This window comes from Arthrobacter sp. Helios, from assembly GCF_023167125.1.
Lineage (GTDB): Bacteria > Actinomycetota > Actinomycetes > Actinomycetales > Micrococcaceae > Arthrobacter_B > Arthrobacter_B luteolus.
Genome location: NZ_CP095402.1, coordinates 1,822,692 through 1,839,088, shown reverse-complemented (window position 1 = coordinate 1,839,088; position 16,397 = coordinate 1,822,692). Strand labels below are relative to the sequence as shown.

General features: G+C 67.5%; 14 protein-coding genes. 11 read left to right on the top strand and 3 right to left on the bottom strand.

The features are described 5' to 3' along the window. Positions 1-123 precede the first annotated feature (123 nt). On the top strand, positions 124-3,780 hold the full coding sequence (smc, locus tag ArtHe_RS08260; RefSeq protein WP_248319545.1) for a chromosome segregation protein SMC: 3,657 nt from the start codon (positions 124-126) through the stop codon (positions 3,778-3,780). Between the two features lie 46 nt (positions 3,781-3,826). Here smc and ArtHe_RS08255 read toward each other — a convergent pair whose 3' ends face one another. Next, on the bottom strand, positions 3,827-4,558 hold the full coding sequence (locus ArtHe_RS08255) for a glutamine amidotransferase (protein WP_248319544.1): 732 nt from the start codon (positions 4,556-4,558) through the stop codon (positions 3,827-3,829). Further along, complete coding sequence (locus ArtHe_RS08250) at positions 4,555-5,793, bottom strand: MFS transporter (protein ID WP_248319543.1); 1,239 nt, start codon at positions 5,791-5,793, stop codon at positions 4,555-4,557. The genes ArtHe_RS08255 and ArtHe_RS08250 overlap by 4 nt, the downstream gene beginning before the upstream one ends. Positions 5,794-5,904: 111 nt before the next feature. Here ArtHe_RS08250 and ftsY point away from each other — a divergent pair, with 111 nt between their 5' ends. Further along, positions 5,905-7,101: a signal recognition particle-docking protein FtsY gene (ftsY, locus tag ArtHe_RS08245; protein ID WP_248319542.1), complete on the top strand. Its 1,197-nt coding sequence runs from the start codon at positions 5,905-5,907 to the stop codon at positions 7,099-7,101. A 90-nt stretch (positions 7,102-7,191) separates the two neighbouring features. On the opposite strand, the gene ArtHe_RS08240 is transcribed toward ftsY, so the two are convergent. Continuing rightward, a complete protein-coding gene (locus tag ArtHe_RS08240; protein ID WP_248319541.1) occupies positions 7,192-8,904 on the bottom strand; it encodes a hypothetical protein in 1,713 nt (570 codons plus the stop codon). Between the two features lie 249 nt (positions 8,905-9,153). Here ArtHe_RS08240 and ArtHe_RS08235 point away from each other — a divergent pair, with 249 nt between their 5' ends. The 9 genes from ArtHe_RS08235 (at position 9,154) to ArtHe_RS08195 (ending at position 16,284) form a co-directional block, all read left to right on the top strand. Continuing rightward, complete coding sequence (locus ArtHe_RS08235) at positions 9,154-10,449, top strand: ammonium transporter (RefSeq protein WP_066303075.1); 1,296 nt, start codon at positions 9,154-9,156, stop codon at positions 10,447-10,449. Then, positions 10,446-10,784: a P-II family nitrogen regulator gene (locus ArtHe_RS08230; RefSeq protein ID WP_066303074.1), complete on the top strand. Its 339-nt coding sequence runs from the start codon at positions 10,446-10,448 to the stop codon at positions 10,782-10,784. The genes ArtHe_RS08235 and ArtHe_RS08230 overlap by 4 nt, the downstream gene beginning before the upstream one ends. A 236-nt stretch (positions 10,785-11,020) precedes the next feature. Beyond that, on the top strand, positions 11,021-12,604 hold the full coding sequence (gene ffh, locus ArtHe_RS08225) for a signal recognition particle protein (RefSeq protein ID WP_066303072.1): 1,584 nt from the start codon (positions 11,021-11,023) through the stop codon (positions 12,602-12,604). Positions 12,605-12,701: 97 nt separating this feature from the next. Next, positions 12,702-13,250 (top strand): NUDIX hydrolase, encoded by a 549-nt coding sequence (locus ArtHe_RS08220; RefSeq protein ID WP_248319540.1) that lies wholly within the window; start codon positions 12,702-12,704, stop codon positions 13,248-13,250. A 33-nt stretch (positions 13,251-13,283) separates the two neighbouring features. Then, positions 13,284-13,997, top strand: a complete 714-nt coding sequence (locus ArtHe_RS08215; RefSeq protein ID WP_248319539.1) for an alpha/beta hydrolase — start codon at positions 13,284-13,286, stop codon at positions 13,995-13,997. Next, complete coding sequence (locus ArtHe_RS08210) at positions 13,997-14,494, top strand: GNAT family N-acetyltransferase (RefSeq protein WP_248319538.1); 498 nt, start codon at positions 13,997-13,999, stop codon at positions 14,492-14,494. The genes ArtHe_RS08215 and ArtHe_RS08210 overlap by 1 nt, the downstream gene beginning before the upstream one ends. Before the next feature lie 56 nt (positions 14,495-14,550). Then, a complete protein-coding gene (locus tag ArtHe_RS08205) occupies positions 14,551-15,438 on the top strand; it encodes a VOC family protein (RefSeq protein WP_248319537.1) in 888 nt (295 codons plus the stop codon). A 194-nt stretch (positions 15,439-15,632) separates the two neighbouring features. Further along, positions 15,633-16,040, top strand: a complete 408-nt coding sequence (gene rpsP, locus ArtHe_RS08200) for a 30S ribosomal protein S16 (protein ID WP_066303060.1) — start codon at positions 15,633-15,635, stop codon at positions 16,038-16,040. Between the two features lies 1 nt (position 16,041). Then, positions 16,042-16,284 carry an RNA-binding protein gene (locus ArtHe_RS08195; RefSeq protein WP_066303058.1) on the top strand — a complete coding sequence of 81 codons (243 nt, stop codon included), beginning with the start codon at positions 16,042-16,044 and terminating at the stop codon, positions 16,282-16,284. Positions 16,285-16,397: the final 113 nt, after the last annotated feature.

The following is a 16,397-nucleotide window of genomic DNA, read 5'->3' as shown; positions in this document are numbered from 1 at the left end:
AGCCTACTTTCCTGCCGGGCCTGGAAAGCGCGAAAGCCCGGATTACGCTCTGCGAGTACTGCGGTTAAGTGTGGGGGAAGCGGTGGCTTTAGGGAATCTTCCACAAACGAGAGACAGAGGCCAGTGCACTTAAAAACACTGACGATGCGGGGCTTCAAATCCTTTGCATCGGCCACCACCTTTGAGTTCGAGCCGGGGGTGACCGCTGTTGTCGGTCCGAACGGCTCGGGCAAATCCAACGTGGTGGACGCCCTGGCCTGGGTGATGGGGGAGCAGGGTGCGAAGACCCTGCGCGGCGGCAAGATGGAGGACGTCATCTTCGCAGGCACGTCGGGCCGCCCCCCGCTGGGGCGTGCGCAGGTTTCCCTGACCATCGATAACTCCGACGGCGCCCTGCCCATCGAGTACTCCGAAGTCACCATCTCCCGCACCCTCTTCCGCGCCGGCGGTTCCGAATACGCCATCAACGGAGCGGCCTGCCGGCTGCTGGACATCCAGGAGCTGCTCTCCGACTCCGGCCTGGGCCGGGAAATGCACGTGATCGTCGGGCAGGGCCAGCTGGACAAGGTGCTGCACGCCTCAGCGGAGGACCGCCGCGGCTTTATCGAAGAGGCCGCCGGGATCCTCAAGCACCGCCGGCGCCGCGAAAAGACCGTCCGCAAGCTGGATGCCATGCAGGCCAACCTGGCCCGGCTGACCGACCTGACCGCGGAACTGCGCCGGCAGCTGGGGCCGCTGGGCAAGCAGGCCGCCGTTGCCCGGCGGGCACGGCAGGTCCAGCTGGACGTGCGGGACGCCCGCGCCCGTCTGCTGGCCGATGACCTGGTGACCCTGTCCACCGCCGTCGAGCGGGACACTGCCGCCGAAGCAGCGCTGAAGGAACGGCGCCGGGAGGTGGAGCAGGCCGTCCAGGTCCAGGGGGCACGGCTGGCCGAACTGGAACGGCTGGCGGCCGTGGCTACTCCCCGTGTGAACGCCGCACGGGACGCCTGGTACCTGCTTTCTTCCACCCGGGAAAGGCTGAACTCGCTGCAGGTGCTCGCCCAGGAACGCCAGCGCCTGCTGGGCTCCACCGACGCGGCCCCGGACCCCGGACGCGACCCGGAGAAACTGCAGGCACAGGCGGAACGGATCCGCGCCGAAGCCGCCGATCTGGAGGCCGAGGCCGAAGACCGGGAGGGCGCGCTCGAGGACGCCGTGGAAATCCGGTCCGCAGCGGAGGAGGAAGCTGCGGCCGAAGAACGCCGTCTGGCCTCCCTCCTGCGCGCTGCCGCGGACCGGAGGGAGGGACTGGCACGCCTCGCCGGTTCCGTGGCTGCCGCCCGTTCCCGGGTGGAAGCAGCAGAAGCGGAGCTGGGCCGGCTGCGGGCCTCCATCAGCCAGGGGGAGGAGCGCCGCCGGAGCGCGGAAGCGGAATTCACCGCCCTGGAAAACCAGGCAGCCGGCGCCGAAGCCGGTGAAGAGGGCCTGGACGCCCGCTATGAAGAAGCCGTTGCCCGGCTCGAAGCAGCGGAGGAACGGCTGGCGGAACTGCAGGGCCAGGAACGTGAAGCCGTCCGCGCCAGGGAGACGCTGACCGCCCGGCGGGATGCGCTGGCCGTGGGACTGGACCGCAGGGACGGGTCCCAGGCGCTGCTGGAAGCCGGGATCGACGGGATCCTGGCGCCCCTGGCCGATCTGCTGAGTGTGCGTCCCGGTTATGAGCGGGCGGTCAGCGCCGCTCTGGGCCCGGCCGCGGAGGCCCTGGCCGTCCGGGGCACCGAACCCGCGCTCGCCGCGCTCGCCCTGCTCAGGGAATCCGGAGCCGGCCAGGTTTCGCTGGTCTTCGCCGGAACGGCCGCTCCTGCCGGCCTGGACAACGCTGGCCTGGACAACGCCGGCCCGGGGTCGTCAGAGCCGGGGACTGAACCGGCAACGGACCTGCCGGAGATGCCTGCCGGCTGTGTCCGCGCCGTGGACGTGGTCGAGGCCGCCTCCGGGACGGGGGCTGCCCTGCGCGCCCTGCTGCGCGGCGTCGTCGTGGTTCCCTCGCTGGCGGACGCCGCTGCCTTGCTGACGGCCGCGCCCGGGATGACCGCTGTGACCACCGGCGGCGACGTGCTTTCCGCCTTCAGCGCCCGGGGAGGGTCAACCAGTGCTCCCGGGCTGATCGAGATCCAGGCCGCCGTGGAGGAAACGGAGGCGCGGCTGGCTGAAGCAACGGCCCGTGCTGAGGCAGCCCGGTTCGCGATCGCCGGTGCCGACGGCGAACGGAAGGCGGCGCAGGCACTGGTTGATGCGGCGCTCGCGGAACTGCATGACTCCGATGCCCGGCTGGCGGCCGTGGGGGAACGGCTGGGTTCGCTGGGATCCCTGCTGCGCTCAGCGGCCGGGGAAGCGGAACGGCTCTCCCACCTGGCCGGAGCCGCCGAGGCGAATCTGGCCCGGGAACAGGAACAGCTGGCCGCGGTGACGGAACGGCTCGCCGCGGCGCAGGAGAGCCCTGACGATGCCGGGGAGCCTTCCACAGACAGGCGGGACGCCCTGGCGCTCGCCGCCGCCCAGGCCCGGCAGGCAGAGATGGACGCCCGGTTGTCCCTCCGCTCGGCCCAGGAGCGGCTGAAGGCCGTCGCCGGACGGGCGGAGTCCCTGGAGCGGGCGGCGGCCGCCGAACGCCGGGCCCGGGCCGCCGCAGCCGTCCGTGCCCGGGAACGTGCCGCGCAGGCAGCGCGTGCGGCAGCCGTTGCCGAAGCCGCAGCGGCCGTCCGGCGCTGGGCAGACGCTTCCCTGGAAGCTGCCGCAGCGGAACGCGATGAGGCAGAAGCCGTGCGGGCCGAATGGGACACCGAACTGGCTGCCGTACGGGCGGCCAGGGCCGAAGCCACCGCTGAACTGGCCAAACTCACCGACTCGGTTCACCGGGAGGAACTGCTCCGCGCCGAGAAACGGCTGCGGATCGAAGCACTGGAAACCCGGGCCGTGGAGGAACTCGGCATCACCGCCGACCACCTGGTCGCGGAGTACGGACCGGATCAGCCGGTTCCGGTGCCGGTGGAGGCCAGCGAAGCGGCGGGTAAATGGGCCGCCCTCCACGTTCCCGTGGACGAGGACGGCAACCCGCTCACGGAGGGCGTCCCCTACAACCGTGCCGAGCAGGAGAAACGGCTCAAACGGGCCGAACGGGACCTGAGCTCGCTGGGCAAGGTCAACCCGCTGGCGCTGGAAGAATTCGCGGCGCTCGAGGAACGCCACCAGTTCCTCAGCACCCAGCTCGAGGACCTGAAAGCCACCCGCAAGGACCTGCTGGACATCATCCGGGAAGTGGACCAGCGGGTGGAAGAGGTCTTCACCGCGGCCTTCCAGGACACGGCCGTTCAATTCGAGCGGGTCTTTGGCCGGCTGTTCCCGGGTGGCGAGGGACGGCTGGTGCTCACGGACCCCGGGGACATGCTCACCACCGGGATCGAGGTGGAGGCGCGTCCGGCCGGCAAGAAGATCAAGCGGCTCTCACTGCTCTCCGGCGGCGAACGGTCGCTGACCGCCGTCGCGCTGCTGGTGGCGATCTTCAAGGCACGGCCCTCGCCCTTCTACGTGATGGACGAAGTCGAGGCGGCGCTGGATGACACCAACCTGGGCCGGCTGATCACCATCTTCGAAGAGCTGCGCGAATCCAGCCAGCTGATCGTCATCACGCACCAGAAGCGCACCATGGAGGTGGCCGATGCGCTGTACGGGGTATCGATGCGCGGCGACGGCGTCTCGGCGGTGATCAGCCAGCGGCTGGACAAGGCGGCCGTCTGACCCGGTCCCGGTGACCTGCGGGACGCGGCTGGCTGTCCCGCTGAGGCTAGCGCGCGTAGCGGGCGGTGAAGTTCCGCAGGATCAGCGGAGGGTCGGTGACTTCCTGGAAACGGATCGAGTCCATCACGGCATCGGCTTCTTCCGGCGGAAAATACCCGGCATTGCGGTAAACCGAAATGCGGGTCAGCAGGCCGGCCACGTCCAGCTCGGGATGGAACTGCGTGGCATACAGGTTCGAACGGACCCGGAACATCTGCACCGGGCAGCCGGGGGAGCCGGCCAGGTTGACGGCGTGCGCCGGGAGTTTGGAAACGGCTTCCTTGTGGCCGACAAACGCAGCAAAGGTGCCGGGGAGGCCCTCCAGCAGCGGGTCCCGGCGGCCCTCGGCAGTGAGGGTCACGGGGACCGCCGCCATGGCCTCACCAAACTGCCGGTCAACGACGGCGCCCTGGTGGCGGCCCAGCGTGCCAACTCCATAGCATGCGCCGAGGAACGGGAAGTCCCGGGCCACCACAGTGTCCAGCAGGGCCCCGAGCTCCTTCTCCACGCGCAGCTGCAGGGAAGATTTGGTTTCCTCCGGGTCGGAGGAGTTGAAGGGACTGCCGCCCACAATGATCCCGCTGTAGCGGTCCAGGTCGATCGCCGGCAGGGGAGCGGCTTCCACCCGGACCCGGTGAAGCTGGGCGGGGAGCAGGCCGCCGAATCTCAGATAGGACTCATACTCCTCCTCGGCGGCACCGTCTTCGGCGCGCGAGGCCAGCAGCAGGAAGGGCTTCATTCCTCGATGGTAGTTGGCGTTCCGCGGGTCCGCTTCACCCGCATCTGCGGTGCCAGGGATTCGCGGGCACCAAGCCAGACGAGCAGCGCCACGGCAGCGATCGCGCCTGTCACCGCGAAGGCCCAGGTATACCCGAGCCGGTCGGCCAGCACGCCGGCGAGGATGGGCCCAATGATGGCACCGGTATCGGAGGACATCTGGAAGGTGGCCAGGACCTTGCCGCCGCTGCGGCCGGAGCCAACGACGTCGGCCACCGCCGCCTGCTGCGCGGGGTTCAGCAGGCCGGTGCCGATTCCGGCAATCCCGGAGACGATCAGGAAAACCGCCACGGAACCGGAGAAACCGATCGCGGCAGTGGCTGCTGCATTGATGGCCAGGCCCGTGATGACCAGTGGTTTACGCCCCCAGCTGTCCGCCAGCCGGCCGGAGAAGGTCAGGGCAAGGGCAGTGCCGGCGGCGAAGGCGGTCAGGGAGATGCCGGCGATTTCCGGGCCGGCGGACAGCACTGCTGCCGCGAACAGCGGCAGCAGTGAGTTCCGGACGCCGAAGGAGGACCAGCCGTTGGCGAAGCTGGAGACCAGGGCGGCCCGGTACGCGGAATCGGAGAGGGCCTCGCGGACAGTCAGGTTGGCGGGAGCCGGAGCGGCGTCCGGGTCTGGCCTGGTGCCCTTGGCGTCCCGGAGCAGGAACGCCACCAGGACGGCGGTGATCAGCAGCGCTGCCGCGTAGACCAGGAACGGCACCCGGAGCCCGAAGCCGGCCAGCAGCCCGCCCAGCAGCGGTCCGCCGATGTTGCCGAGCAGGAAGGACGAGGCATACGCTCCCGAGATCCGTCCCCGGATGGCAGGCGGGGCCAGGCGGATGATCAGGGCCATCGCCGAAATCGTGAACATGGTGGAGCCGATGCCGCCCAGGCCGCGGAAGATCAGCAGCTGCCAGTAGTTTTCGGCAAACGCGCACGCCGCGGTGGAGAGGGCCACGATCAGCAGCCCCATCACGTAGACCGGGCGCTCGCCGAGTTTCTCCAGCAGGGCTCCGCCCGCCGGGGCGAAGACCAGCCGGGTAAAGGCGAAGGCACTGACAACCACCGAGGACGCGGCCACGCCCACATTGAAGCTCTGGGCAAATTGCGGCAGGACCGGCGCCACCAGGCCGAAGCCCAGGGCGATGAGGAACGCAGCAGCGATAAGGACTTTGATTTCGCGGGGGATCGGAATCCGGGGAGAACGCACCATGATGTTCTGATTCTCGCAGAGTCCCCGGCGGTTCCGCCCGGTGGGGGCGGCGGTGCGTGCACCCACAGCTGCGGGTGCCCCGCAGCTGTGGCGTATGACATGCTGGAAAGCGTGAATGAGACTCTTTCGATAGTGATCTATGTGGTCATCGGGCTTGCCGTGATCGGCTCGGTCGCGGCGCTGCTGGTGCGCACCCGCCGCATGCCCAAGGGCACATACCCCACGACCCGCGACGCCGACGACCAGCCCGGCGGCAGCACCGCCGTCCTGGATCGTCCCGGAACGGCCGAGCCCGGGACGGATACCGCCGTCACCGTCCCCGACGACCTGCGGGACCTCGAGGAAGCTCCGGCCGAGCCCCACGCCCCGGCGCTGGAGACCCCCGAACCCGTTCAGGGCCGGCTGGCCCGGCTGCGGGCCCGGCTCTCAAAGTCCAACAACGCCCTGGGTAAGGCCCTGCTGGCGCTGCTTTCCAGCGACAAGATCGACGAGGACGTCTGGGAGGAAATCGAGGAGACCCTGCTGCTGGCAGACCTCGGTACCGAACCCACCATGGAACTGGTGGACGCCCTGCGCGAACGCGTCCGGATTTCCGGCAGCCGTGACCCCCAAGAGGTCCGCGCCATGCTGCGCGAAGAGCTGATCAAGCTGGTGGACCCCACGATGGACCGCTCCCTGGCCGTGGACCGGCATGCGGACAAGCCCTCCATCGTGATGGTGGTCGGTGTCAACGGCGTCGGCAAGACCACCACGGTCGGCAAGCTGGCCCGAGTGCTTGTCGCCGAGGATAAGGACGTGATTCTGGGGGCTGCGGATACCTTCCGTGCCGCAGCGGCCGAACAGCTGGCCACCTGGGGTCAGCGCGTGGGCGTGCCCACCGTGCGCTCCGACGTCGACGGCGCCGACCCCGCGTCCGTTGCCTTTGAAGCCGTGAAGGCCGGAATCGACGGCGAAGTGGACACCGTCCTGATCGACACCGCCGGGCGCCTGCAGAACAAGGTGGGTCTGATGGACGAGCTTGGCAAGGTCAAGCGCGTGATTGAAAAGCAGACCGAGGTGGACGAGGTCCTCCTGGTCCTGGACGCCACCACCGGCCAGAACGGGCTGACCCAGGCGAAGGTCTTCGCCGAGGTCGTTAACATCACCGGCATTGTGCTGACCAAGCTGGACGGAACCGCCAAGGGCGGGATCGTCGTCGCCATCCAGCGCACCCTCGGGGTGCCGGTCAAGCTGGTGGGACTGGGCGAAGGCCCGGATGACCTGGCACCGTTCGACGCCGAGGAATTCGTGGACGCGCTGCTCTCCTGAGCGCCCCGTAACGTATAAAGCTCCCCGCACCGGTTCGGCGCGGGGAGCTTTTTACGTGCCGTGGGCGCCGGGACCCGGCTACTGCTTGAACTAATCCTGGAACGTGAAGTTCAGGATGGTTACCGTGCCGGCGGTCAGGACGAACTCCTGGGTTTCGGAACCGTAGGCAAATCCGGGGAGGGTGAGCCGCTCGCTGACCGGCACCGCCTCGGCGCGCTGGCCGTCGATCAGGGTGCTGTCCTCGGAGGCGAAGGAGGAACCCGTCAGCTGGGTCATCGCGGCGGTGAGCGGACGGGCGGGCAGCTTCAGGCTGACGCTCATCTGCGCATCGGTTTCCGGATTATTGGCATTGACCAGGACCACGCTGATACTGCCGTCGGCGTGGTGCACGGCGTAGGAGTGGCTGATGCCGCCGCCGGCCTCCTCGACCTTCAGGAAGTCGCCGGGCTGCATCTCGGCGATCATTGACAGACCGAAGAAGTTTGCCCGCTCATCCACGGTTCCGTCGGGCTGCAGGTACTGCCCGCCGGTGCAGATGGCGGACATGGGCGGTCCGCCCGTGCACGTGATGAGTGAACTGTGGAAGCTCAGGCGGCTGACGCCCAGCTGGGCGCCGCTGATGGCGTAGTCGGCGGCCCAGAGTGCCGATGCATGGGTCTTCGTGGTCTCATTCGAGCCGGGGCACGCAGAAACGCCGGTCTCGGTGATCCAGGTTTCCAGGCCGGCTGCGTTGGCAGGGTCCAGGGCAGCGCCGCGGTACCGGTCGGCATGGTCATGGATGTTCTGGCTCATCAGGTTCGCCAGGACGGGCGCCCCTCCCGGGTCCTTCGCCGCATCACAGCTGGACAGCGGATAGTGGTGGAAGGAGAAGATCTTTTCCTGCGGCAGTTCGACCTTTGCGAAGGGCTCCCACCATGACTGGGAGTACACGCCGGGGCCAACAATCTTGACGTCCGGTGCGGCGTCGTACATTGCCTGTGCGTAGGCCTTCAGCTCGGTGAGGTAATCCTCGACGGTCCAGTCGGGCTCACGCAGTCCGTTGCCCGCGTACCCGTTGGGCTCGTTGCCAACGGTGACGCCCACGAGCCGCTCACCGAAGATGCGGGAGGCATGGGCGGTCATGTCCGCAGCACGTGCTGGATCGTAGTTGCCCAGGTCCACGGTCAGGTTGATGGTGGCATCCAGCGCAACCAGAAGGGTATTGACCCGCTCCAGATCCGCGGGGGTCACAGCCCGGACGGGATGGGCTTTGTCCCCGGTGAGGTTGCCCGGGACCGGTTCGTTGGCCGAGGTCCAGAAGAAGCGCCTGTCCACGGCATTGCCGCCGAAACGCAGCAGCGGATTACCCAGCCCGCTGAGGGACTGCACCATCTCGGCGTTGTCACCGGACATGGCCGGATCGGCCAGGTCCGTGGCTTCCAGGGAGAGCCCAACCAGCCCGGCGGGCAGCGATGTTCCGGTCGTGGTTTCGCCCACTGTCAGGGCCAGCGGCTCCACTGCAGTCAGGGGAGATCCCTCGGGCGGGCCGATCTGGCTGTAGTAGGCGAACGCGGGTTCCGGCGGGAGCGGGGTTTCCTCGGCCACGGCTGTGGTCTCGGGCTCCACGAGGGCCGGTGCCGCCGAATCATTGAGGAGCAGCGGAATGCTGATTCCTGCTGCGGCCAGGAGGACCGCCGCGGTTCCGGCGGCTATCCACTTCCCCCTGCTTGGGCGGGCTGGCCTTTGGTGCCGGCGGCTGGGCAGGTCCTGGTTGTCTTCTCCAGGGGTCGAAGTCCGTCCGGGCAAGGGCGGGTTGTCAGGCATGGGGGATATTCCTCCGGGGGTAGTGAGACTCAGGGAACATCCTAGCCGTGGCCTGCACACAAGCCCCGGGACGCCGCACCGGCCCGGATCCGGCGTCGGGAAATCTCCCGGAAACCTGTCCGTCACTGCCCTTTTACCCGGCAGCCCGCTTTGTAATCTGCCGGCAATAGATCCGGCCGAATGCCGAAACCTCGCCCCGGCAGAGTTCTCTGTGCGGGAGATGCCCGCGGAACGTGGAAGGACGTGGAGATGGATCTGTCAGCAGGTCACGTCTGGGTGATGGTATCGGCGGCCCTGGTGCTGCTCATGACCCCCGGAGTGGCATTCTTTTACGGCGGCATGACCCGCGCCAAAGCGGCACTGAACATGATGATGATGAGCTTCGTATCGATCGGGCTGGTCGGCGTCGTCTGGGTGCTCTGGGGGTTCTCGATGACGGGCGGCGAGGGCGTCGCGGGCCTCTTCGGCAGCCCCTTCGCGTCCTTCGGCCTTGAGGACCTGATTGGCACCGAGGACATGATCAGCGCCGGGTTCGGGGCAACGTTCGCCATCATCACCGTCGCCCTGATCAGCGGTGCCATCGCAGACCGCGCGAAGTTCAGCGCCTGGGCCGTCTTCGTGCCGGTCTGGGTCACCCTGGTCTACTGCCCGCTGGCCTTTATGGTCTGGGGCGGCGGCCTGCTCGGGGCCGAAGGCGCCATCGGCTCGGTGGTCGGGGAAGCCATTGACTTCGCCGGCGGCACGGTCGTGCACATCAACGCCGGTGTCGCGGCCCTGGTCCTGGCCCTGATCATCGGCAAGCGCCGCGGCTTCGGAACCGATCCCAGCCACCGCCCGCACAATATTCCGTTTGTGATGCTCGGCGCTGCCCTGCTGTGGTTCGGCTGGTTCGGTTTCAACGGCGGTGCCGCCGGGACTGCGGAGGAAGCCGGCCTGATCTGGGTCAACACCCTCGCAGCACCTGCAGCCGCCATGGTCGGCTGGCTGATCACCGAACGCATCCGCGACGGCCGCCCCACCTCCCTGGGCGCAGCCTCGGGCATCGTGGCCGGCCTGGTGGCCATCACCCCCGCCTGTGCCAGCGTCAGCCCGGTCGGAGCACTCGGGCTCGGCCTGGTGGCCGGCATCGTCTCGGCGCTCGCCGTCGGACTGAAGTACAAGCTCGGCTATGACGATTCCCTGGATGTTGTGGGTGTCCACCTAGTCGCCGGACTGATCGGAACCGTGGCCCTGGGCTTCATCGCCCTGCCGGTCGACGGCGTTGGCGGCGGCCTGTTCTACGGCGGCGGATTGGCCCAGCTGGGCGCCCAGATCGTGGCGACAGTGGTGGCAATCATCTTCTCGGCCGTGATGACCCTGATCATCGGCCTGGCGATCCACAAGACCATCGGCTTCCGGGTCTCCGAGGAACAGGAACTCAACGGCGTAGACCTCAGCGAACACGCTGAGACCGCCTACGAACTCGGCGGAGTAGGCGTAGGCGGCTCGTTCCGCCCGGTCGCCGAAACCGCACCCGCAGCCACCAAGGAGAGCGTCAACTCATGAAACTCGTAACCGCAATCGTCCGGCCGGAGAAGTTCGACTCAATCCGCGGCGCACTGGAAAGCTACGGCGTCCAGGGACTGACGGTCAGCCAGGCCAACGGCTACGGCCGGCAGAGGGGCCACACCGAGGTCTACCGCGGCGCTGAATACACCGTGGACCTGCTGCCCAAGATCCGGGTTGAGGTTCTGGCCGCCAACGAATGGGTCAATGACATCGTGGACGTCCTGGTTTCCACCGCCAACACCGGCCGTGCCGGCGACGGCAAGGTGTGGGTCACCAACGTCGAGGAGGCGCTGCGCGTCCGCACCGGTGAGCGGGGCGACTCCGCGCTTTAGTTTTCACCCCAGGGCATCTCAGTAATCTCAGTAAAGGAACCGCCCGGCTGCCATCCAGCCGGGCGGTTCCTGCATTTGCAGGAAGATGACCATGGAGGCCCGCGGTGTGCCGGAACCCTTCCTGCCGCCGGGGGCCAGATGGGAACCCAGCGGCAAATACCCACCGGCGCTTGGTACCCTTAACAGCTGGGCCTGGCAAACATGGCGAACTACCCGATGAAAGAAGTGCGCAGCGCGTGTTCAATTCACTGTCTGACCGGTTGACTTCCACGTTCAAGAACCTGCGTGGCAAGGGGAGGCTGAGCGAGGCCGACGTTGATGCCACAGTGCGGGAAATCCGCCGTGCGCTCCTGGACGCCGACGTCGCCGTCCCCGTGGTCCGCAGTTTCACCGCTTCGGTCAAGGAACGTGCCCTCGGCTCCGAGGTGTCCCAGGCCCTGAACCCGGGCCAGCAGGTCGTCAAGATCGTCAACGAGGAACTCGTTGGCATCCTGGGCGGACAGACCCGCCGCCTCACCTTCGCGAAGAACCCCCCAACCGTCATCATGCTCGCTGGCCTTCAGGGTGCCGGTAAGACGACGCTGGCCGGCAAGCTGTCCCGCTACCTCAAGGACCAGGGCCACAGCCCGCTGCTGGTCGCCGCCGACCTCCAGCGTCCCAACGCCGTGAAGCAGCTGCAGGTCAACGGCGAACGCGCCGGCGTTCCGGTCTACGCACCGCACCCCGGCGTGAGCTCCGAGTTCGAGGCAGCAACCGGGGATCCGGTTGCCGTCGCCCGCCAGGGTGTCGAAGAAGCCCGGACCAAGCTGCACGACATCGTTATTGTGGACACCGCCGGACGCCTGGGCGTTGACGCGGAACTGATGCAGCAGGCAGCAGACATCCGCGCGGCGATCACTCCGGACGAAGTCCTCTTCGTCATCGACGCGATGATCGGGCAGGACGCCGTCGCCACCGCACAGGCGTTCAACGAGGGCGTGAACTTCACCGGCGTGGTCCTGACAAAGCTCGACGGCGATGCCCGCGGCGGTGCCGCGCTGTCCGTGGCCTCGATTACCGGCAAACCCGTGATGTTCGCGTCCACCGGTGAAGGCCTGAAGGACTTCGAGGTCTTCCACCCGGACCGCATGGCCAGCCGCATCCTGGACATGGGCGACATCCTCACGCTCATCGAGCAGGCGGAGAAGTCCTGGGACAAGGACGAAGCCGCCCGCATGGCGAAGAAATTCGCCGATCAGGAGGACTTCACCCTCGACGACTTCCTGGCCCAGATGCAGCAGCTGCGCAACATGGGTTCGATGAAGAAGATGCTGATGATGATGCCCGGCGCAGCCGGCATGCGTGAGCAGCTGGAGAACTTCGACGAGCGCGAAATCGACCGGGTGGAAGCAATCGTCCGCTCCATGACCCCGCATGAGCGGGTCGCCCCGAAGATCATCAATGGCTCCCGGCGCGCCCGGATTGCCCGTGGTTCCGGTGTCCACGTCTCCGAAGTCAACGGCCTGCTGGAGCGCTTCGCCCAGGCCCAGAAGATGATGAAGAAGATGGCTGCCGGCGGAGGCATCCCCGGTATGCCCGGAGTGGCCGGCCCGGGTGGTTTCAGCGGCGGACGCAAAAAGCAGCAGGCGGCCAAGGGTAAGAAAAAGGCCCGCTCCGGCAACCCGGCCAAGGCCGCCCAGGAACTCGCCGAGGCGGAGGCCCGGCGTGCCGGTGCCCGCAAATCACTGCCGTCCGGTGCGGCCTTCGGCCAGCAGGGCGACGACTTCGATCCCTCGTCGCTGAACCTGCCCAAGGGCTTCGAGAAGTTCCTCGGGAAGTAAAACACCCGGCAGCTGCCTGCAAAGGCGCTGGCAATTGACCCGGCACCGGATAGGCTTCTGCGAATTCACGCGGTAACTATCCGGTGCGGAGGCCAGCTTGGCAGGACAGGGACTCACACGCTTCTACGGCAGCGTCTTCCGCCGCAGGATAGACAGCTCGGTGCTGATCCGCGACGGTTCCGGCGCTGTCCTGGTGGTGCGGGACGGCGACGGCCCCTGGGTACTGCCCGGCGGTGTGGTCAAAGCCGGCGAGGACCCGAGGTCCGCTGCGGCCCGGCAGGCATCTGCGGTCCTCGGAGACCGGGTCACATCCGGAAGGATGCTTGTTTTTGACTGTTCCGTGGCGCCGGCACCTGCTGACGGAGCGCTGGCGTTTGTCTATGACGGCGGCTCGGTCGCTGCTGACACCCGTGAGTTCCGTGCCGCGGGCGGCTCCGTGCAGGCCCGGTTTCTTTCCGTGGCCGACTGCGTGCTCCTGCTCGAACCGCCGGAGGTGGCCCGTCTGGCTGCCGGGCTGGGCGCCTTGGAACTGCAGGACGTGGCAGAACTGGTGGATGGGCAGCCGGTCTCTGCGGCAATCTCCCACCGGGCGGAAGCGCCGGCCATGATGCCGCGCCTGCCGGAAGTGTCCCACCTGCTGGGTTAAGCCGCGTTGCCCCTGCGGCGATACGCTGTTTGGATGGCTCAGCAACGCGTTGTCTTTGTGCACGGTGCCGGCCGCGTTGGCGCCGCGGCCTGGCCCCGGCAGCATGCCCTGGCCGGAAGGTATGACTGCCTGTTCCTGCGCCGTCACGGCTACCGGCCGGACCTGCCTCCGGCACCCACCGATCACCGGGCCGACGCCGGTGCGGTCCTGGCCGCGCTCGGTGCCGGCGGCCACGTCGTCGCGCATGCCGAAGGCGCTATTTCCGCCATGATGGCTGCGGTTGAGGCACCGGACCGCGTCTGGTCCCTCACCCTGTGTGAGCCTGCCGTATTTTCCCTGACCCGCGACCTGCCGGCGACCTCGGCACACCGGAGCCATCTGGCAGCGCTTTTCGGCAACGCCCGGCACCTGAGCGACGGCGACTATGCTGCCGAATACCGCCGCCTGGTGTTTTCCGCTGACGCTGCCCGTGCCCCCGGGGGAGATCCGCATGCTGCAGCCCGGCAGCGGATGCAGTCACCACCCTGGGAAGCGCCGCTGGAGATAGTTCCGGGCGTCCCCACCCTCGTCCTGACCGGGGAGTGGGAACCGTTGTATGAAGAAGTTGCGGGTTTCCTTGCCTCCACCGGCGCCGAACACCGGGTGGTCGGAGGCAACCACCGGCCGCAGGACACCGAACCGGGGCAGGACGCCATCACTGAATTCCTCCGCCGCAGTCAGCCAGCCACAGCGGCAGCGGCCGGCTGATGCCTGCGCTCAGAACGGCAACGGAGGCCGATCTTGCCGTCCTTCCAGCGCTTGAGGCAGCCTCGGATACCCTGCTTGCCTCAGCGCCCGGCGTGCGCGGCAGCGAACTGCACCGACTGCCTCCACCGGCCGGTACGGCGGAACTCGCGGCCGCCCGGCAGGTCCTGGTGATCGGCGAACCGATAGCGGGATTCGCCAGGATTGAGGAGGTGGAAGGGTTCGCCCATCTGGAGCAGCTGTCTGTCCGCCCCGCCGCCGCCGGCGCGGGCCTTGGGCGGCTGCTTGTCAGCGCTGCCCTTGAGTGGGCACAGACCCACGGCTATCCGGGAATGACCCTCTGCACCTTTGCGGATGTGCCCTTTAACGCGCCGTTCTACCGCAGCTGTGGATTTGAAGTCATTGAACCGCAGGGGGAGCTCGCCCAGCTGCGCCTGCACGAGGCGGAGCTGGGATTGGACGAGGCCGGGCGCCGGGTAGCCATGCGCGTCCGCTTCTGACTTCGGAAGGGTCCGGCCACTTGGAATTACCTGAAGCTTCAAGTAATATTGATTGCATGAACCTTCAAGTAAATTCTGCGGACCTTTTGCCGGCTGACCTGTCCATGGGGACGGTCATGCTCAAGGTGGGGGATCTGCCCACCATGGCCGCCTACTATCAGGGCGCTCTCGGGCTTGAGGTGGTCGCAGAAGCCGACGGCGGACTTTTCCTCGGACGCGGCACGGTTCCCGTGGTGCATCTGGCGCCCGCCGCGGGGCTGCAGGTCGCGGCGCGCGGGGAGGCAGGCCTGTTCCACACCGCGGTCCTTTTTGGAACCCAGGCGGACCTCGCCGCCACTGTGGCACTGGCCGCGCAGTACGACCCGGCAGCCTACGTTGGCAGCGCCGACCATCTGGTCAGTGAAGCCTTCTACTTCACCGACCCGGAAGGGAACGGCATTGAACTCTACTGGGACCGTCCGCGTGAAAGCTGGGACTGGGACCAGGATGTGAACGGCAGGACCGTCAGGATGGCCTCCCTGGCGCTGCCGCCCCAGGACTACTTCCGGAAGCATCTCTCCCAGGCGGCCGTCGACGGAGTGTCGGAGGCCGGAGCCGGCGTCGGCCACGTGCACCTGCAGGTAGGGGACACCGCCACTGCCGCCGCGTTCTACGTCGACACCCTCGGATTCGAGCGGACCGCAGATTTCCACGGCCAGGCACTTTTTGTCTCGGCCGGCGGATACCACCACCACATGGCCATGAACGTTTGGAACAGCAGGGGTGCCGGCCCCCGGCGCGACACCCTGGGACTTGGCGAGGTGCTCATCACCGTGCCCGGCCAGGACGACGTCGGGGCCCTCGCTGACCGGCTGAAATCCGCCGGAATCGGCAGCCACCACACCGGCGCCGAACTGCGCTTCGAGGATCCCTGGCGCAACCGCATCCGGATTGCGGCGGCCTAACCGGGCGCCAGGCGGGCCCGGCGGTCCCGCGAGTCGCGAAAGATGGTCCCGTCTGGCACAATGGACAGGTACTCGATCTGCGCGGCCCCTCTCTCCGTGCAGTATCTTGTCCTTTTGAACCCCAACGTTATGGCCCGCCCCACGGGAGCAGAAGTACGGGTTCGCCCCATTTCAGATCAGGAGTGACCACAAAAGTGGCCGTAAAGATTCGCCTTAAGCGCCTTGGCAAGAAGTTCTCAGCACACTACCGCGTTGTTGTCATGGATTCCCGTGCCAAGCGCGATGGCCGTGCCATCGAGGAAATCGGACTGTACCGTCCGACCGAGGAACCGTCGTACATCGACATCAAGTCCGACCGTGCGCAGTACTGGCTCGGCGTCGGCGCCCAGCCGACCGAGCAGGTCGCAGCACTGCTGAAGATCACCGGTGACTGGCAGAAGTTCAAGAACATCGAAGGCCAGGAAGGTACCCTGCGTACCAAGGCTCCGAAGGAAGCCTTCGTGGCTCCCGAAAAGAAGTCAGTGATCGTCCCCGAGGCAATCACCCCGAAGGCCAAGAAGGAAGAGGCCGCAGCCGCTTCCACTGAGGCTGAGGCTGAGTAGATTGCTGGCTGAAGCGCTGGAGCACCTCGTCCGTGGAATCGTTGACTCCCCTGAGGATGTCAAGGTTTCCGCCAAGAACAACCGCCGCGGGGAAACCCTCGAGGTCCGTGTTCACCAGGAAGATCTCGGCCGGGTCATCGGCCGCCAGGGCCGAACCGCCCGCGCTCTGCGCACGGTGATGTCCGCCCTGGCCGGCAGCGACCAGGTCCGTGTCGACGTCGTCGACACAGACCGCCGCCGCTGACGCACCAGCAATTCAAGCAGTTCTTAGCATCCGGCCCCGGCACCAGATAATGGTGAAGGGGCCGGATGTTTTTTCGGCACCGGCCCCTTTTGGCCGGGCCTTTCGATCCAAGG

What these genes read in the sequence shown, in the direction of transcription:
- ArtHe_RS08210 (WP_248319538.1), top strand. Translation starts at nt 13,997, where the DNA reads ATGCCTGCGCTCAGAACGGCAACGGAGGCCGATCTTGCCGTCCTTCCA.
- ArtHe_RS08235 (WP_066303075.1), top strand. Translation starts at nt 9,154, where the DNA reads ATGGATCTGTCAGCAGGTCACGTCTGGGTGATGGTATCGGCGGCCCTG.
- ArtHe_RS08250 (WP_248319543.1), bottom strand. Translation starts at nt 5,793, where the DNA reads ATGGTGCGTTCTCCCCGGATTCCGATCCCCCGCGAAATCAAAGTCCTT.
- ArtHe_RS08230 (WP_066303074.1), top strand. Translation starts at nt 10,446, where the DNA reads ATGAAACTCGTAACCGCAATCGTCCGGCCGGAGAAGTTCGACTCAATC.
- ArtHe_RS08215 (WP_248319539.1), top strand. Translation starts at nt 13,284, where the DNA reads ATGGCTCAGCAACGCGTTGTCTTTGTGCACGGTGCCGGCCGCGTTGGC.
- ArtHe_RS08255 (WP_248319544.1), bottom strand. Translation starts at nt 4,558, where the DNA reads ATGAAGCCCTTCCTGCTGCTGGCCTCGCGCGCCGAAGACGGTGCCGCC.
- ArtHe_RS08205 (WP_248319537.1), top strand. Translation starts at nt 14,551, where the DNA reads ATGAACCTTCAAGTAAATTCTGCGGACCTTTTGCCGGCTGACCTGTCC.
- ArtHe_RS08240 (WP_248319541.1), bottom strand. Translation starts at nt 8,904, where the DNA reads ATGCCTGACAACCCGCCCTTGCCCGGACGGACTTCGACCCCTGGAGAA.